16 protein-coding genes, 1 tRNA gene and 1 pseudogene are annotated in these 18,641 nt (G+C 72.2%); 8 read left to right on the top strand and 10 right to left on the bottom strand.

Translation table 11 applies throughout. The features are described 5' to 3' along the window. Positions 1 to 454: 454 nt before the first annotated feature. Positions 455 to 1,222 carry a LuxR C-terminal-related transcriptional regulator gene (locus tag ACIQUT_RS20300; RefSeq protein ID WP_403564304.1) on the top strand — a complete coding sequence of 256 codons (768 nt, stop codon included), beginning with the start codon at positions 455 to 457 and terminating at the stop codon, positions 1,220 to 1,222. On the opposite strand, the gene ACIQUT_RS20295 is transcribed toward ACIQUT_RS20300, so the two are convergent. Then, a complete protein-coding gene (locus ACIQUT_RS20295; RefSeq protein ID WP_403564303.1) occupies positions 1,181 to 1,678 on the bottom strand; it encodes a MarR family winged helix-turn-helix transcriptional regulator in 498 nt (165 codons plus the stop codon). The genes ACIQUT_RS20300 and ACIQUT_RS20295 overlap by 42 nt on opposite strands. Before the next feature lie 191 nt (positions 1,679 to 1,869). Between ACIQUT_RS20295 and ACIQUT_RS20290 the strand changes: the two genes are divergently transcribed. Both ACIQUT_RS20290 and ACIQUT_RS20285 read left to right on the top strand, forming a co-directional pair. Further along, on the top strand, positions 1,870 to 2,730 hold the full coding sequence (locus ACIQUT_RS20290; RefSeq protein WP_403564302.1) for a trans-aconitate 2-methyltransferase: 861 nt from the start codon (positions 1,870 to 1,872) through the stop codon (positions 2,728 to 2,730). Between the two features lie 2 nt (positions 2,731 to 2,732). Beyond that, positions 2,733 to 3,104 carry a VOC family protein gene (locus ACIQUT_RS20285; RefSeq protein WP_403564301.1) on the top strand — a complete coding sequence of 124 codons (372 nt, stop codon included), beginning with the start codon at positions 2,733 to 2,735 and terminating at the stop codon, positions 3,102 to 3,104. 280 nt (positions 3,105 to 3,384) lie between these two features. On the opposite strand, the gene ACIQUT_RS20280 is transcribed toward ACIQUT_RS20285, so the two are convergent. Continuing rightward, on the bottom strand, positions 3,385 to 4,059 hold the full coding sequence (locus tag ACIQUT_RS20280) for a TetR family transcriptional regulator (protein WP_403564300.1): 675 nt from the start codon (positions 4,057 to 4,059) through the stop codon (positions 3,385 to 3,387). Further along, positions 4,056 to 5,105: an acyl-CoA desaturase gene (locus ACIQUT_RS20275; RefSeq protein ID WP_403564299.1), complete on the bottom strand. Its 1,050-nt coding sequence runs from the start codon at positions 5,103 to 5,105 to the stop codon at positions 4,056 to 4,058. The genes ACIQUT_RS20280 and ACIQUT_RS20275 overlap by 4 nt, the downstream gene beginning before the upstream one ends. A gap of 436 nt (positions 5,106 to 5,541) precedes the next feature. On the opposite strand from ACIQUT_RS20275, the gene ppc reads away from it, so the two are divergent. Both ppc and ACIQUT_RS20265 read left to right on the top strand, forming a co-directional pair. Further along, positions 5,542 to 8,313, top strand: a complete 2,772-nt coding sequence (gene ppc, locus ACIQUT_RS20270) for a phosphoenolpyruvate carboxylase (protein WP_403564298.1) — start codon at positions 5,542 to 5,544, stop codon at positions 8,311 to 8,313. A 107-nt stretch (positions 8,314 to 8,420) separates the two neighbouring features. Then, positions 8,421 to 9,029 carry a Uma2 family endonuclease gene (locus tag ACIQUT_RS20265; protein WP_403564297.1) on the top strand — a complete coding sequence of 203 codons (609 nt, stop codon included), beginning with the start codon at positions 8,421 to 8,423 and terminating at the stop codon, positions 9,027 to 9,029. Positions 9,030 to 9,038: 9 nt separating this feature from the next. Here the strand turns inward: ACIQUT_RS20265 and pth are convergent, their stop codons facing one another. The 5 genes from pth to ACIQUT_RS20240 all read right to left on the bottom strand — a co-directional run bounded on the left by pth (position 9,039) and on the right by ACIQUT_RS20240 (position 13,301). Continuing rightward, positions 9,039 to 9,629: an aminoacyl-tRNA hydrolase gene (pth, locus tag ACIQUT_RS20260; protein ID WP_403564296.1), complete on the bottom strand. Its 591-nt coding sequence runs from the start codon at positions 9,627 to 9,629 to the stop codon at positions 9,039 to 9,041. A 91-nt stretch (positions 9,630 to 9,720) separates the two neighbouring features. Further along, a complete protein-coding gene (locus ACIQUT_RS20255) occupies positions 9,721 to 10,308 on the bottom strand; it encodes a 50S ribosomal protein L25/general stress protein Ctc (RefSeq protein ID WP_403564295.1) in 588 nt (195 codons plus the stop codon). A 216-nt stretch (positions 10,309 to 10,524) separates the two neighbouring features. Continuing rightward, a complete protein-coding gene (locus tag ACIQUT_RS20250) occupies positions 10,525 to 11,502 on the bottom strand; it encodes a ribose-phosphate diphosphokinase (protein ID WP_179175499.1) in 978 nt (325 codons plus the stop codon). Positions 11,503 to 11,648: 146 nt separating this feature from the next. Next, positions 11,649 to 13,121 carry a bifunctional UDP-N-acetylglucosamine diphosphorylase/glucosamine-1-phosphate N-acetyltransferase GlmU gene (gene glmU / locus ACIQUT_RS20245; protein ID WP_403564294.1) on the bottom strand — a complete coding sequence of 491 codons (1,473 nt, stop codon included), beginning with the start codon at positions 13,119 to 13,121 and terminating at the stop codon, positions 11,649 to 11,651. Between the two features lie 109 nt (positions 13,122 to 13,230). Beyond that, positions 13,231 to 13,301, bottom strand: a tRNA-Gln gene (locus tag ACIQUT_RS20240). A 246-nt stretch (positions 13,302 to 13,547) separates the two neighbouring features. Between ACIQUT_RS20240 and ACIQUT_RS20235 the strand changes: the two genes are divergently transcribed. Further along, entirely contained in the window at positions 13,548 to 14,840 is a 1,293-nt protein-coding gene (locus ACIQUT_RS20235; protein ID WP_403564293.1) for a sensor histidine kinase, read from the top strand. A 136-nt stretch (positions 14,841 to 14,976) separates the two neighbouring features. Here the strand turns inward: ACIQUT_RS20235 and ACIQUT_RS20230 are convergent, their stop codons facing one another. Together ACIQUT_RS20230 and ACIQUT_RS20225 are read right to left on the bottom strand one after the other, a co-directional pair. Then, entirely contained in the window at positions 14,977 to 15,519 is a 543-nt protein-coding gene (locus ACIQUT_RS20230) for an SUKH-3 domain-containing protein (protein WP_403564292.1), read from the bottom strand. Between the two features lie 11 nt (positions 15,520 to 15,530). Then, positions 15,531 to 16,079 carry a YwqJ-related putative deaminase gene (locus tag ACIQUT_RS20225; protein WP_403564291.1) on the bottom strand — a complete coding sequence of 183 codons (549 nt, stop codon included), beginning with the start codon at positions 16,077 to 16,079 and terminating at the stop codon, positions 15,531 to 15,533. Between the two features lie 226 nt (positions 16,080 to 16,305). Between ACIQUT_RS20225 and ACIQUT_RS20220 the strand changes: the two genes are divergently transcribed. Together ACIQUT_RS20220 and ACIQUT_RS20215 are read left to right on the top strand one after the other, a co-directional pair. Further along, positions 16,306 to 17,319 (top strand): SMI1/KNR4 family protein, encoded by a 1,014-nt coding sequence (locus ACIQUT_RS20220; RefSeq protein WP_403564290.1) that lies wholly within the window; start codon positions 16,306 to 16,308, stop codon positions 17,317 to 17,319. Positions 17,320 to 17,326: 7 nt separating this feature from the next. After that, a pseudogene (locus ACIQUT_RS20215) lies at positions 17,327 to 18,641 on the top strand (hypothetical protein); the annotation flags it as partial.

The following is an 18,641-nucleotide window of genomic DNA, read 5'->3' as shown; positions in this document are numbered from 1 at the left end:
GTGCGGGGGGCGCGGTGTGTCTCCCGGCGCCCGCCGGGGGAGCGCACCGGGCACCGGGAGCGCCGCGGGCAGGCGCAGTGCGCGGGCGCCCGGCGTGCACACGCCGGGTGAAATGCCCCCCGTGCATCAGCCCGGAGCACCTCCAGGGCCGGAAAGGGCCTTACCGTACTTGCAGCCGTTGAATTCAGGCCATACAGAGGGCCGTTCGGGGCGGCGCCGACCGGAAAATCGCTCGGAAAAGTTCTGCTATTCGGCCAACCGCGAGCCGCACCCCGCTCTACGCTGATGCGTGACACCGGTGGGGGCCGGTGTTGATTCAGGGGTCGAGACACGCCGGGTACGGCGTCCGGTCCGGGGTAGTGCAAGAGATGTCTCGGCGGCGGCCGCGACAGCTTCCATCACCCGGTCCGGACGCCGTACCCGCAGTCGTCCGTCCCCGACCCTTGGGGGTTTTGTGGTTCGCATCCGAGTTCTCGTGGTCGACGACCACCGCATCTTCGCCGAGTCCTTGGCCGCGGCTCTCGCGGCCGAGCCCGACGTCGACGTGTCCGCGGCGGGCAGCGGCCCGGCCGCACTGCGCTGCCTGGAACGCGCGGTCGCGGAGGGGCGCCGCTTCGACGTGCTGCTGGTCGACGCCGACCTCGGCGCGGGCGCCGGGCAGGTGCCCGCCCAGCGCGAGGCGGGGTCCGGGGCCCCGCCGCCCGGCTCCGACGGCATCGCGCTCGTCGCCGGCGTACGGGCGGCCCATCCCGCGGTCCGCACCGTCGTCCTCGCCGAACGCGACGACCCGCGCCGGGCGGCGTACGCCCTCCAGGCGGGGGCGTCGGGCTGGGTGGCGAAGGACTGCTCGCTCTCGCGGCTGCTGGCCGTCATCCGGGGCGTCCTGCGCGAGGAGACGCACCTGCCGCCCGCTCTGCTCACCGGCGTCCTGCGGGAGTTGACCGCGGCGCGCAAGCACCGCAGCGACAGCGAACGGCTCGTGGAGTCCCTGACGCCGCGCGAGCACGAGGTGCTGCGCTGCATGGTGGCGGGGCTGGGCCGCAAGGACGTGGCGGCCCGGCTGTTCCTGTCCCCGCACACCGTCCGCACGCACATGCAGAACGTGCTGGGCAAGCTCGGGGTGCACTCCACGCTCGCGGCCGTGGCGCTGGCCCGGCGCGCGGGCGTACGGCCGGCGGACCTATCCGGGGATGTTGTCGAACGGAGCGGTCAACTGGCGTAGCAGGTCGGCGAGGTCGGCGCGCTGGGTCTGGGAGAGCTGGGCCAGGATCGCCCGCTCCTGGGCCAGCAGTCCCGCGAGGGCCTCGTCGGCGCGGTCGCGGCCCTCGGGGGTCAGCCGGACCAGGACACCGCGCCGGTCGCTGGGGTCGGGCAGCCGCTCGACGAGCCCCTTCTTGGCGAGCCGGTCGATCCGGTTGGTCATGGTGCCGGAGGTGACCAGGGTCTGCGTCAGCAGCTGGCCGGGGGAGAGCTGGTAGGGCGCGCCGGCGCGGCGCAGCGAGGTCAGCACGTCGAACTCCCACGGCTCCAGGCCGTGCTCGGAGAAGGCCAGCCTGCGGGCGCGGTCGAGATGGCGGGCGAGCCTGCTCACGCGGCTCAGCACTTCCAGCGGTTCCACGTCGAGGTCAGGGCGTTCCCGCCGCCATGCCGCGACCAACCGGTCGACCTCGTCCTCCATGCCGATCAGTGTAAGGGGTCTGTCGATGTGAAGTCTCTTGAATGCGAGAGTCTCGGAGAGGTATATCTTGAAGACGTGAATCTTCAAGACGTGAGTCTTGATATCGAGATATATTTCTGGTGGCCGCGGGCATGGAGGGGGCCATGAGCGGCGTCCGCTTCCGACCGCCCCGCCAGCAGGGAGGCTCGAACATGCATTCCGATACGCACACCCCGGCACGCATCCCCACCACCGCCACCCGCGCCGCGCCCACCTGGGACCCCCGCCAATACCTCCGGCACGCAGGACACCGCACCCGCCCCTTTGTCGACCTCCTGAACCGCATACCGGAACTCCCCGCCGACCCCGCCCGCATCGCCGACCTCGGCTGCGGCCCCGGCAACGTCACCGCCCTCCTCGCCGAACGCTGGCCCCGCGCCCGCATCACCGGCTACGACCTCTCCACGGAGATGCTCGACCGCGCCGACACCGAACACGCCGGACCCACCCCCGGCGGCGGCACCCTCGACTTCCGCCGCGCCGACCTCACCGACTGGCTCCCCGACGAGACCCACGACCTGATCGTCTCCAACGCCGCCCTCCAGTGGGTCCCCGGCCACCCCCGGTCCTTCGCCACCTGGATCAACGCACTGCGCCCCGGCGGCACCTTCGCCTTCCAGGTCCCCGGCAACCACGCCGCCCCCAGCCACGCCCTCCTCGCCCGGCTCTGCGACAGCCCGCGCTGGCGCGACCGGCTCGCCGGCCACGGCTCCCGCTACACCCACGTCCTCGACGCCGCCGAATACCTCGACCGGCTCACCGAGCTCGGCTGCACCGCCGACACCTGGGAGACCACCTACTTCCAGCTGCTGCCCGGCGACGACCCCGTCCTCGACTGGGTCAAGGGCACCGCCCTGCGCCCCGTCCTGACCGCCCTCGAAGACGACCCCCGGGCCGCCGACGCCTTCCTCACCGCATACCGCGACCTGCTGCGCACCGCCTACCCGCCCGGCCCCCGCGGCACGGTGTTCCCCTTCCGCCGCATCTTCGCCGTCGCCGTCAAGGAGCACTGACCTTGCTCACCGCAGTCGACCACGTCCAGCTCGCCGCGCCGCCCGGCACCGAGGACCGGCTCCGCGCCTTCTACACCCACGTCCTGGGCATGACCGAGACCCCCAAACCGCCCGCCCTCGCCGCCCGCGGCGGCTGCTGGTTCGCCGCCGGCGCCGTCCGGCTGCACCTCGGCGTCGAGGAGGACTTCCGGCCCGCCCGCAAGGCCCACCCCGGGCTGCGGGTGACCGGCATCGAGGTCTACGCCGCCGGACTCGAAGAACGCGGCGCCACCGTCGTCTGGGACGACAACCTGCCCGGACACCGCCGCTTCTACTCCGAGGACCCCGTCGGCAACCGCCTCGAATTCCTGGAACCGCACCACCCGGCGGGGTGAGCCGGCCCGGACGTACGGCGGGGGGGGCGCCCCCCCCCCGGGGGGGGGGGGGGGGCGCCCCCCGGGGGGGGGGGGCCGGGCGGGGGGGGGGCCCCGGGGGGGGGGGGGGGGGCGGGCGCCCCCCCCCCCCCCCCCCGCCCCCCCCCCCCCCGCGCCCCCCCCCCCCCCCCCCCGCGGGGGGGGCCCCCCCCCCCCCCCCGCGCCGCCCCCCCCCCCCCGGGGGGGGGGGGCGCCCCCGCCGCCGTACCCCGTGCGGGCTCCCGCGGGAGCCCGCACGTCCTCAGTTCTTGCGGTGGCCCACCAGGCGGGGCTTCGACTCCAGCCCGTCCAGCCCGTGCCAGGCCAGGTTCACCAGGTGCGCCGCGACCTCCGCCTTCTTCGGCCGCCGCACGTCCAGCCACCACTGCCCGGTCAGCGCCACCATCCCCACCAGCGCCTGCGCGTACAGCGGGGCCAGCTTCGGATCGAACCCGCGCGCCTTGAACTCCAGACCCAGGATGTCCTCGACCTGTGTGGCGATATCGCTGATCAGCGACGCGAACGTACCCGTCGACTGCGCCACCGGCGAATCCCGCACGAGGATCCGGAAGCCGTCCGTGTAGGACTCGATGTAGTCCAGCAGGGCGAACGCCGCCTGCTCCAGCAGCTCCCGCGGATGACCGGCCGTCAGCGCACCCGTCACCATGTCCAGCAGCTGCCGCATCTCCCGGTCCACCACGACCGCGTACAGGCCCTCCTTGCCGCCGAAGTGCTCGTACACCACCGGCTTGGACACCCCGGCCTTGGCCGCGATCTCCTCCACCGACGTGCCCTCGAAACCCTTCTCGGCGAACAGGGCCCGGCCGATGTCCAGCAGTTGCTGGCGCCGCTCCGCGCCCGTCATCCGAACCCGGCGGCCACGCCTGGGCTTGTCGCTGCTGGAAGTGCTGCCGTCGATCGCCACGTCCCCCATCATGCCGCGTGCGACGCGTTTTCCCTGCGTCGGGCGTCGATCCGGGCCCCGGACGGCCACCGCACGTCCGTCGCCCAGCCCGCCCGCTCGAACCAGCGGATCAGCCGCGCACTGGAATCCACCTGCCCGCGCAGCACCCCGTGCCGGGCCGACGTCGGGTCCGCGTGGTGCAGGTTGTGCCAGGACTCCCCGCACGACAGCACCGCCAGCCACCACACGTTCCCCGACCGGTCCCGGGACCGGAACGGCCGCCTGCCCACCGCATGGCAGATCGAATTGATCGACCACGTCACATGGTGCAGCAGCGCCACCCGCACCAGGGAACCCCAGAAGAACGCCGTGAACGCACCCCACCACGACAGCGTCACCAGACCGCCCACCAGCGGCGGCACCGCCAGCGACACCGCAGTCCAGAGCACGAAGTCCCGCGAGACCCGCCGCAGCGCCGGATCCTTGATCAGATCGGGGGCGTACTTGTGCTGGTCGGTCTGCTCCGAATCGAACAGCCACCCGACGTGCGCCCACCACAGGCCCTTCAGCAGCGCCGGCAGGGTCTCCCCGAACCGCCACGGCGAATGCGGGTCCCCCTCCTGGTCGGAGTACCGGTGGTGCTTGCGGTGATCCGCCACCCACCGCACCAGCGGCCCCTCCACCGCCATCGACCCCATGACCGCCAGCGCGATCCGCAGCGGCCGCTTCGCCTTGAAGGAGCCGTGCGTGAAATGGCGGTGGAAGCCCACGGTGATCCCGTGGCAGGTCAGGAAGTACATGAACGCCATCAGGCCGAGGTCCAGCCAGCTCACCCCCCACCCCCAGGCCAGCGGCACCGCCGCCAGCAGCGCCAGGAACGGGACGGTGATGAACAGCAGCAGCGCGATCTGCTCCACCGACCGCTTGTGCTCGCCGCCGCGGGTCGCGGACGGCAGCGGCGGACCGGACGGCGGGGAGGCGGCCGAGGAGGGGGAACCGGCCGGGGAGCCGGAGGAGGGGTCGGACGGCGGATCCGAGGGCGCCGGGACGCCCTCGATCAGATCGGGACCGGTGGTCATGGGTGTCCCCTGTAGGGAAGAGGGAGGAGGCAGGCACCCTGGCTACGGATGCGTAACCTACGGCAACGTAAGTATGGCAAAGCGCGGCCCCACGACAAGGGGGGCGCAACAACACGGCACGGCGCACCCACAGGCGCACACCCGCCACCCACCCGCCGCCCACGCCCGCCCACACGGCGCCCACGCCCGCCCATCGACCGCCCACGCCCGCCCACACGGCGCACAGCGCCCGCCTGTCGAGACGTTTACCGAGGCACGAGGCCCGGACACCTATCCTGGTGTCGTCGGACAGCGCGGTCCGCACGGGCAGCCGAGCTGCGCCGCAGAGGGACTCCGCCGCAACGGGACAGACACCCGGCCGGGCGGCAGTACCACCACGCGCGCACGCCGGAGCCCACCTCCCCGTAGCGCTCGACCACTGCAAGGAGCCGCACCCGTGAGCAGTGCCGACCAGGCCTCCACCGCCCACACCCCGGGCCGGGCCCCGTCCGCCGTCGCCGCCGTCAACGCCGAGCTGCGCGCGGACATCCGCCGACTCGGCGACCTCCTCGGCGAAACCATCGTCCGCCAGGAAGGCGGGGAACTCCTCGACCTCGTCGAGCGCGTCCGCGCCCTCACCCGCACCGACGGCGAGGCCGCCGCCACCCTCCTCGGCGACACCGACCTGGAGACCGCGGCCAAGCTGGTGCGCGCCTTCTCCACCTACTTCCACCTCGCCAACGTCACCGAGCAGGTCCACCGCGGCCGCGAGCTGCGCGCCCACCGCGCCGCCGAGGGCGGCCTCCTCGCCCGCACCGCCGACATGCTCAAGGACGCCGACCCCGAGCACCTGCGCGAGACCGTCCGCAACCTCAACGTCCGCCCGGTCTTCACCGCCCACCCCACCGAGGCAGCCCGCCGCAGCGTCCTCAACAAGCTGCGCCGCATCGCCGCCCTCCTGGAGGAGACCGCCTCCGGCGCCGGAGACCGACGCCGCCAGGACCTCCGCCTCGCCGAGAACATCGACCTCGTCTGGCAGACCGACGAACTCCGCGTCGTCCGCCCCGAACCCGCCGACGAGGCCCGCAACGCCATCTACTACCTCGACGAGCTCCACGCCGGCGCCGTCGGCGACGTCCTCGAAGACCTCGCCGCCGAACTCCAGCGCGTCGGCATCGAACTGCCCCCCGGCACCCGCCCCCTCACCTTCGGCACCTGGATCGGCGGCGACCGCGACGGCAACCCCAACGTCACCCCCGACGTCACCCGCGACGTACTGATCCTCCAGCACGAGCACGGCATCACCGACGCCCTCGAACTCGTCGACTTCCTGCGCAGCCTGCTGTCCAACTCCATCCGCTACACCGGAGCCACCGAGGAACTCCTCTCCTCCCTCCAGGCCGACCTCGAACGCCTCCCCGAGATCAGCCCCCGCTACAAGCGGCTCAACGCCGAAGAGCCCTACCGCCTCAAGGTGACCTGCGTCCGGCAGAAGCTCCTCAACACCCGCGAACGCCTCGCCAAGGGCACCCCCCACGAAGAGGGCCGCGACTACCTCGGCACCGCCGAGCTGCTCACCGACCTCACCCTCATCCAGACCTCCCTGCGCGAGCACCGCGGCGGCCTCTTCGCCGACGGCCGCATGGACCGCACCATCCGCACCCTCGCCGCCTTCGGCCTCCAGCTCGCCACCATGGACGTCCGCGAACACGCCGACGCCCACCACCACGCCCTCGGCCAGCTCTTCGACCGACTCGGCGAGGAGTCCTGGCGCTACTCCGACATGCCCCGCGAGTACCGGCAGAAGCTCCTCGCCAAGGAGCTCCGCTCCCGCCGCCCCCTCGCCCCCACCCCCGCCCCCCTCGACGCGGCCGGCCACAAGACCCTCGGCGTCTTCCTCGCCGTCAAGGACGCCTTCGACAAGTTCGGCCCCGAGGTCATCGAGTCCTACATCATCTCCATGTGCCAGGGCGCCGACGACGTCTTCGCCGCCGCCGTCCTCGCCCGCGAGGCCGGCCTCGTCGACCTCCACGCCGGCTGGGCCAAGATCGGCATCGTGCCCCTCCTGGAGACCACCGACGAGCTGCGCGCCGCCGACGTCATCCTCGACGAGATGCTCGCCGACCCCTCCTACCGGCGCCTGGTCTCCCTCCGCGGCGACGTCCAGGAGGTCATGCTCGGCTACTCCGACTCCTCCAAGTTCGGCGGCATCACCACCAGCCAGTGGGAGATCCACCGCGCCCAGCGCCGCCTGCGCGACGTCGCCCACCGCTACGGCGTCCGCCTGCGCCTCTTCCACGGCCGCGGCGGCACCGTCGGCCGCGGCGGCGGCCCCTCCCACGACGCGATCCTCGCCCAGCCGTGGGGCACCCTCGAAGGCGAGATCAAGGTCACCGAGCAGGGCGAGGTCATCTCCGACAAGTACCTCGTGCCGTCCCTGGCCCGCGAGAACCTCGAACTCACCGTCGCCGCCACCCTGCAGGCCTCCGCCCTGCACACCGCCCCCCGCCAGTCCGACGACGACCTCGCCCGCTGGGACGCGGCCATGGACATCGCCTCCGACGCCGCCCACGCCGCCTACCGGACCCTCGTCGAGGACCCCGACCTGCCCGCGTACTTCTTCGCCTCCACCCCCGTCGACCAGCTCGCCGACCTCCACCTCGGCTCCCGCCCCTCCCGCCGCCCCGACTCCGGTGCCGGCCTCGACGGCCTCCGCGCCATCCCGTGGGTGTTCGGCTGGACCCAGTCCCGCCAGATCGTCCCCGGCTGGTACGGCGTCGGCTCCGGCCTCAAGGCCATCCGCGAAGCCGGCCAGGAGAACGTCCTCACCGAAATGGGCGAACGCTGGCACTTCTTCCGCAACTTCCTGTCCAACGTCGAGATGACCCTCGCCAAGACGGACCTGCGGATCGCCCGCCACTACGTCGACACCCTCGTCCCCGACGGCCTCAAGCACGTCTTCGACCGCATCCGCGCCGAACACGAACTCACCGTCCGCGAGGTCCTGCGCATCACCGGCGGCGAACGCCTCCTCGACTCGCAGCCCGTCCTCCAGCAGACCTTCGCCGTCCGCGACGCCTACCTGGACCCCATCTCCTACCTCCAGGTCTCCCTGCTGGCCCGCCAGCGCGCCGCCGCAGCCCGCGGCGAGGAAGCCGACCCGGTCCTCTCCCGCGCCCTGCTCCTCAGCGTCAACGGCGTCGCCGCCGGCCTGCGCAACACCGGCTGACCCGCCCGCGCGAACCAGCAGCCGGGGTATCCGCCCCCGTCACACGATGTGATGACGGGGGCGGATACGGGCCGCTACCGTTGATCCCCTGGACCAGAGTTCCGTCCATGGGAGGAACCATGACCGCAGAGCCCGTACACCACGTGCATCACCCATGGCCGGTGCCCCCGCAGGACGGGTACACCGTGGACGACTTGTTTACGCTGCCGGACCTCCCGCCGCACACCGAGCTGATCGACGGGAGCCTGGTCTTCGTGAGTCCGCAGCGCAACTTCCACACCGACGTCATCGACATGCTGGTGAGCGGCCTGCGCCAGACGGTGCCGTCCGACCTCAGGGTCAAGCGGGAGATGACCGTCATCATCGACAAGCGCAACGGCCCCGAGCCGGACATCTCCGTTGTCCGGGCCGAGGCCGTCACGGGGCCGGACCAGTCCTCCTACCGGGCAGCTGACGTCCTGCTCGCCGTCGAGGTGGTCTCACCCGACTCCGAGTCCCGCGACCGCGACACCAAGCCCCGCAAGTACGCGGCCGCCGGCATCCCGAACTTCTGGCGGGTCGAGCGGTCCGGCACCGGAAGCCGCCCCGTGGTGCACGTCTACACCCTCGACCCGCAGACGAACCAGTACATCCACGCCGGGATGCACCGCGACACGCTCAAGGTCGACGCCCCCTATGACATGAGCATCGATCTCGCAGTGGTCGACCACCTCTGAGTCGGCCCGTCAGGAGTTGTACGCGGACTGCGCCCGCTCCAGACCCTCCGTGATCAAGCACTCCACGGCATCCGCCGCCCGGTCCACGAACCAGTCCAGCTCCTTGCGCTCCGTGGACGAGAAGTCCTTCAGCACGAAGTCCGCCACCTGCATCCGGCCCGGCGGACGCCCGATCCCGCACCGCACCCGGTGGTACTCCGCCCCCATCGCCTTCGTCATCGACTTCAGGCCGTTGTGCCCGTTGTCGCCACCGCCCAGCTTCAGACGCAGCGCCGCGTAATCGATGTCCAACTCGTCATGGACCGCCACGATCCGGTCCACCGGCACCTTGTAGAAGTCCCGCAGCGCCGTCACCGGACCACCCGACAGGTTCATGAAGGACATCGGCTTCGCCAGCACCACCCGCCGGTTCGCCGGCCCCGGAGGCCCGACACGCCCCTCCACCACCTGCGCCCGCGCCTTGTGCGCCTTGAACTTCCCCCGGATCCGGTCGGCCAGCAGATCGACCACCATGAACCCGATGTTGTGGCGGTTGCCCGCATACTCCGCCCCGGGATTCCCCAAGCCGACGATCAACCAGGGCGCCGCGTCGTCCGACATCACAAAGCTCCTTAACGTGGACGACCGCCGTCCTGCCCCAGTGGAACAGAACGGCGGTCGTTCAGCATCAGCTGAAAAGGAAGGGCGAGGCTCAGGCCTCGGCGCCCTCGGCCGGGGCCTCGGCAGCCGGCTCCTCGACCTGGGCCGCGACGACCTGCAGGACGACAGCCTCGCCCTCGGTCACCAGGGAGACGCCCGACGGCAGCGCGATGTCCTGGGCGAGCACGGAGGAACCGGCCTCCAGGCCCTCGACGGAGACCGTCACGGACTCGGGCAGGTGGGTGGCCTCGGCCTCGACCGACACGGTGGCGAGGACGTGCTCCAGCAGGTTGCCGCCGGCGGCCAGCTCACCCTCGGCCTGGACCGGAACCTCGACGGTGACCTTCTCGCCCTTCTTCACGGCGAGGAAGTCGACGTGGTCGATGGTGCGCTTCAGCGGGTCCTTCTGAACGGCCTTCGGGATGACCAGCTCGGTGCCGTCGCCCGCGATGTCCAGGGAGATCAGGACGTTCGGGGTCTTCAGCGCCATGGTGAGGGCGTGACCCTCGACGGCGACGTGCTTCGGGGCCTCGCCGTGGCCGTAGATGACCGCGGGGATCTGCTTGTTGCGACGGGTGGCACGGGCGGCACCCTTGCCGAACACCGTACGGATCTCAGCGGAGAGCTTGACCTCGGACATGAACACTCCTCGTGGGGTGACGGAAACGGACAACGGTCACCCGGCCACGAAACGGCCTGCTACGAAGAGCGCGTCGATAACGGAGCACCGGCACCTTCACAAAAAAGGCGCGGCCTCCCTCGCCGAGCAACTCACCAAGTCTACCCGGCGCGGAGACCGCACCCAAAAGGATCTACCGCAGGCCCCGGAACAGGACCCGCCGCCCGACCCCTACCGCTACTGCTGCTCCTCGAAGAGGCTCGTCACCGAACCGTCCTCGAACACCTCGCGCACGGCGCGCGCGATCGTCGGGGCGATCGACAGCACCGTGATCTTGTCCAGCTCCAGGTCGGACGGGTCCGGCAGCGTGTTCGTGAACACGAACTCGCTCACCTTGGAGTTCTTCAGGCGGTCCGCAGCCGGGCCCGACAGGATGCCGTGCGTGGCCGTCACGATCACGTCCTCCGCACCGTGCGCGAACAGCGCCTCGGCCGCGGCGCAGATCGTGCCACCCGTGTCGATCATGTCGTCGACCAGGACGCAGACACGACCCCGGACCTCACCCACGACCTCGTGGACCGTCACCTGGTTCGCGACGTCCTTGTCGCGCCGCTTGTGCACGATAGCCAGCGGCGCGTCCAGACGGTCGCACCAGCGGTCCGCCACCCGCACACGGCCGGCGTCCGGAGACACGATCGTCAGCTTCGTACGGTCCACCTTCGCGCCCACGTAGTCCGCGAGGACCGGCAGCGCCGACAGGTGGTCCACCGGGCCGTCGAAGAAGCCCTGGATCTGGTCCGTGTGCAGGTCGACCGTCAGGATCCGGTCCGCACCCGCCGTCTTCAGCAGATCCGCCACCAGACGCGCCGAGATCGGCTCACGGCCCTTGTGCTTCTTGTCCTGGCGGGCATACCCGTACGACGGGATGATCACCGTGATCGACCGGGCCGACGCGCGCTTCAGCGCGTCCAGCATGATCAGCTGCTCCATGATCCACTTGTTGATCGGAGCCGTGTGGCTCTGGATCAGGAAGCAGTCCGCACCACGCGCCGACTCCTGGAAGCGGACGTAGATCTCACCGTTGGCGAAGTCGAAAGCCTTGGTCGGCACGAGCTGGACGCCCAGCTGGTGCGCAACCTCCTCGGCCAGCTCGGGGTGGGCGCGGCCGGAGAAGAGCATCAGCTTCTTCTCGCCGGTCGTCTTGATCCCGGTCACAGCACAGTCTCCTCAGACGTGTTGAAAGCTGCTCGCCCCCGCGTGCGTCCGTCCCGCACACGGTGAGCCAGCCGATTGCGTGCACCTATCACGGTACGCCGTCTCCAGCGCACCTGTTTCCGGACAGTTCACCCGGAAGGACTTCCTCAGCCCTCCGCGGACCCCTCCCGGGCCGCCGACTGCGCAGCAGACGCAGCAGCACTCCCCGGACGCTTACGGGCCACCCAGCCCTCGATATTCCGCTGCTGACCACGCGCAACGGCCAGCGCACCGGGCGGCACATCCTTGGTGATCACGGACCCGGCCGCCGTGTAGGCACCGTCCCCGATCGTGACAGGCGCCACAAACATGTTGTCCGAACCCGTCTTGCAGTGCGAGCCCACCGTCGTGTGGTGCTTGTGCTCACCGTCGTAGTTCACGAACACGCTCGCCGCACCGATGTTGGAGTACTCGCCGATCGTCGCGTCACCCACGTACGACAGGTGCGGAACCTTCGTCCCCTCACCGATCGTCGCGTTCTTCATCTCCACGTACGTACCGGCCTTCGCCTTCAGGCCCAGGTTCGTTCCCGGCCGCAGGTACGCGTACGGACCCACCGACGCCGACTCACCGATCACCGCCGAGTCCGCCACCGTGTTGTCCACCCGCGCCCCCGGACCCACCTGCGTGTCCTTCAGCCGCGTGTTCGGGCCGACCTCGGCACCCTCGGCGACGTGCGTCGCGCCGAGCAGCTGCGTACCCGGGTGCACCAGCGCGTCCTGCCCGAACGTCACCGTCACGTCCACGAACGTGCTCGCCGGGTCCACGACCGTCACGCCCGCGAGCATCGCCCGCTCCAGCAGCCGCGCGTTCAGCAGCGCCCGCGCCTCGGCCAGCTGCACCCGGTTGTTGATCCCCAGGATCTGCCGGTGGTCACTGCCCACGGACGCACCCACGCGGTGGCCGGCCTCCCGCAGGATCCCCAGCACGTCGGTCAGGTACTCCTCGCCCTGGCTGTTGTCCGTCCGCACCTTGCCCAGGGCGTCGGCCAGCAGCGCACCGTCGAACGCGAAGACACCGGAGTTGATCTCCCGGATCGCCCGCTGCTCCCCGGTGGCGTCCTTGTGCTCGACGATCGCGGTGACCGCGCCGGTCTCCGCATCGCGGACGATGCGGCCGTAGCCGGTCGAGTCCGGGACCTCGGCGGTCAGGACGGTGACGGCGTTGCCGTCGGCGCCGTGCGTCGCGACCAGGGCAGACAGGGTCTCGCCGGTCAGCAGCGGGGTGTCGCCGCAGACCACGACCACGGTCCCTCCCCCAGACTCCGTCCGGGGGGACCCCCAGGAGCCGCCGAGCTCCTGCAGCGCCATGCGGACGGCGTGGCCGGTGCCGTTCTGCTCGTACTGCACGGCCGTGCGGACGCCGGCGTCGATGTCGGCGAGGTGCGCGGTGACCTGCTCACGGGCGTGGCCGACGACGACCACGAGGTGCTCGGGGTCGAGCTCGCGCGAGGCGGCGACGACATGTCCCACGAGCGACCGCCCGCAGATCTCGTGCAGGACCTTCGGAGTGGCCGACTTCATGCGGGTGCCCTCACCCGCTGCGAGTACGACGACGGCTGCCGGGCGGTTGGCGCTCACGGGTGTGCCCTTCGGCTTCGGGTGGTGGACTCCCGAAGGATACCGGGGGGTCAGAGGGTGTGAACGAGGGCGGGCCCTGACCTTCCGGTCAGGGCCCGCACCTGCAAAGCTCCCCTGCCAGGATTCGAACCCGGACATAAGGTACCAAAAACCTCAGTGCTGCCATTACACCACAGGGGATGGTAAATCACCCCAAATCGGATATTCCAGCTTTCCGGTTCAGGCTGACCGCCCCTACTATGCCGCACCAAGCGCCCTCGATGCGACGGTAGATGTCTGCGCTTCGGCTGACGCAAAGAGCGAGACGGCCGCGGCAGTTCTCGTCGATGCCCGAGCGGGATCCGGTCGTGGGCCATTGCCCTGGAGACGGATTCCGCGGGAATTCCGGGCGGTGGTGTGCCGGGGCCGCTGCGTAGGCTGGACGGCATGACCATGACGGGGGAATTGCAGGGCGGGGCCGGGCGGGACGGGCCCCTGTGGTGGGACCGGCCGCAGGCGGCGGTGCTCGACGGGGGGATCGCGGCGGTGTCGGCCGCGGAGTGCGCGGCCGAGGGGGTGGCCTTCGCGCACGAGACCGGGATTCCGACGGCGCTGGGGGTGCTCTTCGGGGTGCTGGTGGGGTCCGTGGTGCTGCTGCGATGGCGCTGGCCGGTCGCGGTGGTGCTGTTCGGGATCGCCGTGGCACCGGCGGCCATGGGCATCGTCCTCAGCGTGGTCGGGCTGTACACGCTCGCCGCCAGCGAGGTGCCCCGCCGGATCACCTCGACGCTGACCGCGCTGGCGCTGGTGGCGACGTTCGCCGTCATGTACGTGCGCACCAGCGGGGGCGTCGGCGCCACGCACGGCGTGGTGCTCGCGCTGTCCGGGGTCCTGGCGGTGGCGCTGAACGTCGTGCCGGTGCTGCTCGGCCTCTACATGGGGGCGCGGCGCCGTCTGATGGAGAGCCTGCAGGAGCGGGCGGACTCGCTGGAGCGGGAGCTGCTGCTGCTGGCGGAGCGGGCGGAGGAGCGGGCCGAGTGGGCCCGGCGGGAGGAGCGGACCCGGATCGCGCGGGAGATGCACGACGTGGTGGCGCACCGGGTGTCGCTGATGGTGGTGCACGCGGCGGCTTTGCAGGCGGTGGCGGCCAAGGACCCGGTGAAGGCGGCGCGGAACGCGGCGCTGGTCGGGGACATGGGCCGGCAGGCGTTGACGGAGTTGCGGGAGATGCTGGGCGTGCTGCGGGCGCCGGCCGCGGCGAGGCCGGCGGTGTCGGCTCCGGCGGCCGTCGTGGCGGAGCCGGTGGCGGTGGGGGCCGCGGCGGCGGGGCCGGAGGACGGGCCGACGCTGGCGGAGCTGGAGGCGCTGGTCGGGCAGTCCCGGGCGGCGGGGATGGCCGTGGACCTGGACGTCCGGGGTGCGGGGGGCGCGTATCCGGCGGAGGTGGAGCAGACGGCGTACCGGGTGGTGCAGGAGGCGCTCACGAACTGCCACAAGCATGCGCCGGGCGCGAAGGTCGTCGTGCGGCTGGCTCACCGGGAGGGTGAGGTGGCGATGCAGGTGGAGAACGGGCCCGGTGCGGCGGACGTGGCGCGGCCCGAGCTGCCCAGCGGGGGGAACGGGCTGGTCGGCATGCGGGAGCGGGTGCTGGGGCTGGGCGGGGTGTTCGTGTCCGGTCCGACGGATGCGGGGGGTTTCCGGGTGTCGGCGGTGCTGCCGGGTGCCGCGGGGCAGGGGTAGCGGCCGGTGCCGTCGGGCGGCCCGGTCTCGGGCCTGGCCGTGGGGGCGGCCCTGCCGGCTGCGGTTCACGTTCCGGCCGTCCCGGTGCGTCTGCTCCGGCCGGTCCCGGCGCATCCGGTGCGCCGGGGCGGGCGGGTCAGTGGTCGGCGGTGAGGCGGGTCGGCTGGAGGCCGGTGAGGAGGAGGGTGAGGGCTTCGTCCATGCCGGAGCCGAGGTACCAGTCGCCGGTGTGGTCGATGGCGTAGACGCGGCCCTCACGGTCGATGGCGAGGTGGGAGGCGCCCCCGGCCGCCGCCGGGAGGTTCCCCCGGTCGGAGTCGACGCCGAGGGGGCAGAGCTGCGTGGACAGGGCGCGGCCGAGGTCGGCGAAGGTGCGGGCGAGGTGCAGGCCGGTCAGCGGGTCCAGGTGGACGGGGACGGGTGCTATCTGGCGGCCGGGGCCGTTCGCGGTGATGGTGAGGCCGCCGAATTCGGCCCAGGCCTCGACGGCGGCGGGGAAGACGGTGTGGCGGTGCCCGGCCGGTGTGGTGTGGTCGCGGAGGGCGTCGGCCCAGTACTCGGCCTGCTTGATGTCCCAGCGGCCCGGTTCCCAGCCGGCGGTGCGCAGGGCGGTGTCGACGGCGGTGGGGAAGCGGGTGGCGGAGGAGCGGTCGTAGGAGGCGGAGGAGGTGGTGGTCATGGTGGCGGGGGTCAGGCCCTCTCGGAGGCGGGTGTGAGGTCGACGTGTCGTACGCCGAAGTGGGCGAGGAGGGCCTCGCAGGAGCGGCAGGGGGGTGCGTAGGTGCCGTGGAGGGGGTCGCCGTCCTCGCGGATGCGGCGGGCGGTGATCTTGGCGTTCTTCAGGGAGCGGCGTGCCTCGTTGGCCGTGAGGGGTTTGCGGGAGGCGCGTTTGCTGCGGGCCTTCTCGGCGGTGGTCAGGTGCCGGGAGAGGAGGATGGCCTCGGGGCAGCGGCCGGTGAAGCGTTCGCGCTGGCTGCTGGTGAGGGTGTCGAGGAAGTCCTGGACGAGGGGGTGCAGTGCGGGTGGCTGGTCGGCCTTGCCGGCGGTGCCGGTGAGGGTTTCGCCGCGTACGGAGAGGGCGGCGGCGATGGTGGGGAGGATGCCGTCGCGGCGGAAGCGGGGTACGGGTGCGGCGGTGCGGCTGCCGTCGGCGCTCCAGCGCAGGCGCGGGTCCGAGGCGGGGCCTGCGGCTTCCGGTCCGGTGTCGGCTGCTGTTGTGCGTGTTGCCGTGTTCTGCATGCGTCTTCCCTCCCGTGGCTGCGGTGATGGCCGCTGGCGCGCACGCCCCCGTGCTGTGGGGACAGCCTGTCAAATGTCTCTCGCGGTGTGGAACGGGGGTCGAATATTCGTATCAATTCGGATGTTCCCGGCCGTCGGATGGGTGCGGGGCTCGGGGGCGGGTGTGCCTCTTGCCGGAGCACATAGGCTGTGGTGAACCAGCCAGATCCAGCAGGGGGCTACTGCCATGACGACAGGTCGGCTCGGCCAGCACGCCGCGCCACCCAACGCCGCTTATTCGGGGCAGGTCGTGCATTTCCCGGACCCGGTCCGGGCCGCTCGGCATCCCCACGGTGTGCGGATGGGCGCGCAGGGACATCCCGACTTCTCCGTGTACGCGCGGGCGGCGGTGGAGATCGCCGAGCCGCCGGAGGGTTTCGGTGTGGACGAGCTGCGGCTGACGGACTACGTGTCCGCGAACGCGGCCATGCGTGCGGTGGGTCACCCGTTGTGGGACACGGTCGGGCCGGTGGCGACACCGCACGGCTGGACCTGGCACCACGTGGCGGGGACGCGGCGGATGGAGCTGGTTCCGGTCGAGGTGAAGGCGCTGCTGCGGCATCACGCGGGGCTGGCGACGGCGCCGGTGGACCACGACAAGCGGGGGACGCGGCCGCTGCAGGAGGTGCGCCCGGTGCACTTGGGGCTGCCGAAGTCGGTGGTTTCGGTGTCGGAGCAGCAGGTGCAGGGGATCGAGGAGGATCTCGGGTTCCGGCTGCCGGAGGCGTACCGCTCGTTCCTGAAGGCGGCGGGCGGGAGCGCGCCGGTGGGTGTCGGTCTGGACGTGGATCTGGGTGTGCTGGTGGACCAGCCGTTCTTCACAGTGCGTGAGGAGGCGGCGGTCAACGACCTGGTGTACGTCAACAAGTGTCTGCGCGACCACCTGACGAAGGATTACCTGTGTGTGGCGTTCGCGCAGGGCGGGCTGCTCGCGCTGAAGGTGAAGGGCGAGGGCCTCGGGTCGGTGTGGTTCTCCCCGTACGACGACGGACGTGACCGGGACGGCTGGTCCGTCCAGGAGCGCGTCGAGCGGCTGTTGCTGCCGTGCGGTGCCGATTTCGATGCCTTTCTCGAACGACTGGCCGGAAATCCACCGGAGTTGGAGACCGTCGCCGGTCTGATGGTGGACGGCGGATTTGCACGCTCGGTTCCCGTGGAGGGGCCGGTTCCGGCGCCGGGTGCGGCGCCGGTGGAGGGATGACAGCGCTATGGTGACGTTTGCGCAGGCGCAGGAGCGTGCCGAGGAGTGGATCAACGGCGACGTGCCCCCGTACCAGCACCGTGAGGTGCGGGTGCGGGAGTTCGGGCTGGGGTTCGTGGTGTGGGCGGAGGACCGTCCGGGCGGTCCGGTGTCCGGGGGTGGCCGGCAGCGGCTGGTCATCGCGCGGGACAGCGGTGAGGTGACGCTGTGGCCGGGGCTGCCGGTGGGTGAGGTCATCCGCCGGTACGAGGAGGAGTACGGGGCCGTGGCCGCTCCGGCGGCGGAGGCTTCGGTGCCGTCCCCGCGGATCGACTCGGAGCAGACGTCGTTCATGCTGAGCCCGCCCGAGTGGCTGCAGGAGGCCGCGGACCGGGCGGGGATCCCGGGCGGACCGGCGTCTTCGGGTGCGGGCGCGTCTTCGGGCGCGGGGGTCGGGGCTGCGGCTCCGGCGGCGCCTGCTGCGGCTGCGGCTGCGGTGGAGGAGTCCGCCGGGTCGCTGCCGGGTGTGCCCGCGGCCGGGCCGGAGCCGGTGCCGCTGCGGCGTGAGGTGCCGTACGAGCCGACCGCCGGCGAAGGGGTGCCCGCCGGGGCGACGCCCTGGGCGGGTACGGACGTGAACCCGGGGGCGGACGAGGGGTCGGTGGCGCTGCCGGCGACCGTGTTCGCGCCGCCGCTGTCCGGGTCGGACCTGGAGGAGCTCGCGTCGTCCGCCGGTGCGTCCGCGGAGGCGAAGACCACGCTGATGGCGGGGGGCAGCCAGCTGCCGAAGACGGCCATCGTGTCCGCCGTCGACCTCGGGGCGGGGGCGCCGGCGGTGCCCGTTCCCGGGACCCCGGAGGCGCTCGCCCAGGAGCCCACGAGCCGCGCCCCGGTCACTCCGCCCGGGATGCCGCCGATGCCGCCCGCGCCTTCTGTCGCGCCGCCTGCCCCGCCCGGGCCCGCGCCTGTGGCCGGGGGCGCCTCCGCCGAGGCGCTGGCCCAGGAGCCCACGGACCTGGCCCGCGTCTCGCCCCCGCCTGCGGCGCCGCCGGCCGCTCCGGGTGCTGCCGCGCCGGGTCAGCCGCCCGCTCCTCCCGGTCCGCCGGGTGCTCCGGGTTCGCTGGGGCGTGGGCTGGACCATGCGGCGACGATGCTGGCGGGTCCGGCTGTGGTGGCCGGTGGGCCGCCGGCGCCTCCCGGTCCTCCCGGTCCGCCTGGTGTTCCGGGTGGGTCGAACGGCGCCGGTGTGGGTCAGCCGCCCGCTCCTCCCGGTCCGCCGGGTGCTCCGGGTTCGCTGGGGCGTGGGCTGGACCATGCGGCGACGATGCTGGCGGGTCCGGCTG

Origin of the sequence: Streptomyces sp. NPDC090445 (assembly GCF_044769385.1) — a bacterium.
Taxonomy (GTDB): Bacteria; Actinomycetota; Actinomycetes; order Streptomycetales; family Streptomycetaceae; genus Streptomyces.
This window is presented reverse-complemented; position numbering and strand designations above follow the sequence as displayed.

What these genes read in the sequence shown, in the direction of transcription:
- ACIQUT_RS20295 (WP_403564303.1), bottom strand. Translation starts at nt 1,678, where the DNA reads ATGGAGGACGAGGTCGACCGGTTGGTCGCGGCATGGCGGCGGGAACGC.
- ACIQUT_RS20290 (WP_403564302.1), top strand. Translation starts at nt 1,870, where the DNA reads ATGCATTCCGATACGCACACCCCGGCACGCATCCCCACCACCGCCACC.
- ACIQUT_RS20280 (WP_403564300.1), bottom strand. Translation starts at nt 4,059, where the DNA reads ATGATGGGGGACGTGGCGATCGACGGCAGCACTTCCAGCAGCGACAAG.
- ACIQUT_RS20275 (WP_403564299.1), bottom strand. Translation starts at nt 5,105, where the DNA reads ATGACCACCGGTCCCGATCTGATCGAGGGCGTCCCGGCGCCCTCGGAT.
- ACIQUT_RS20265 (WP_403564297.1), top strand. Translation starts at nt 8,421, where the DNA reads ATGGGAGGAACCATGACCGCAGAGCCCGTACACCACGTGCATCACCCA.
- pth (WP_403564296.1), bottom strand. Translation starts at nt 9,629, where the DNA reads ATGTCGGACGACGCGGCGCCCTGGTTGATCGTCGGCTTGGGGAATCCC.
- ACIQUT_RS20255 (WP_403564295.1), bottom strand. Translation starts at nt 10,308, where the DNA reads ATGTCCGAGGTCAAGCTCTCCGCTGAGATCCGTACGGTGTTCGGCAAG.
- ACIQUT_RS20235 (WP_403564293.1), top strand. Translation starts at nt 13,548, where the DNA reads ATGACCATGACGGGGGAATTGCAGGGCGGGGCCGGGCGGGACGGGCCC.
- ACIQUT_RS20230 (WP_403564292.1), bottom strand. Translation starts at nt 15,519, where the DNA reads ATGACCACCACCTCCTCCGCCTCCTACGACCGCTCCTCCGCCACCCGC.
- ACIQUT_RS20225 (WP_403564291.1), bottom strand. Translation starts at nt 16,079, where the DNA reads ATGCAGAACACGGCAACACGCACAACAGCAGCCGACACCGGACCGGAA.
- ACIQUT_RS20220 (WP_403564290.1), top strand. Translation starts at nt 16,306, where the DNA reads ATGACGACAGGTCGGCTCGGCCAGCACGCCGCGCCACCCAACGCCGCT.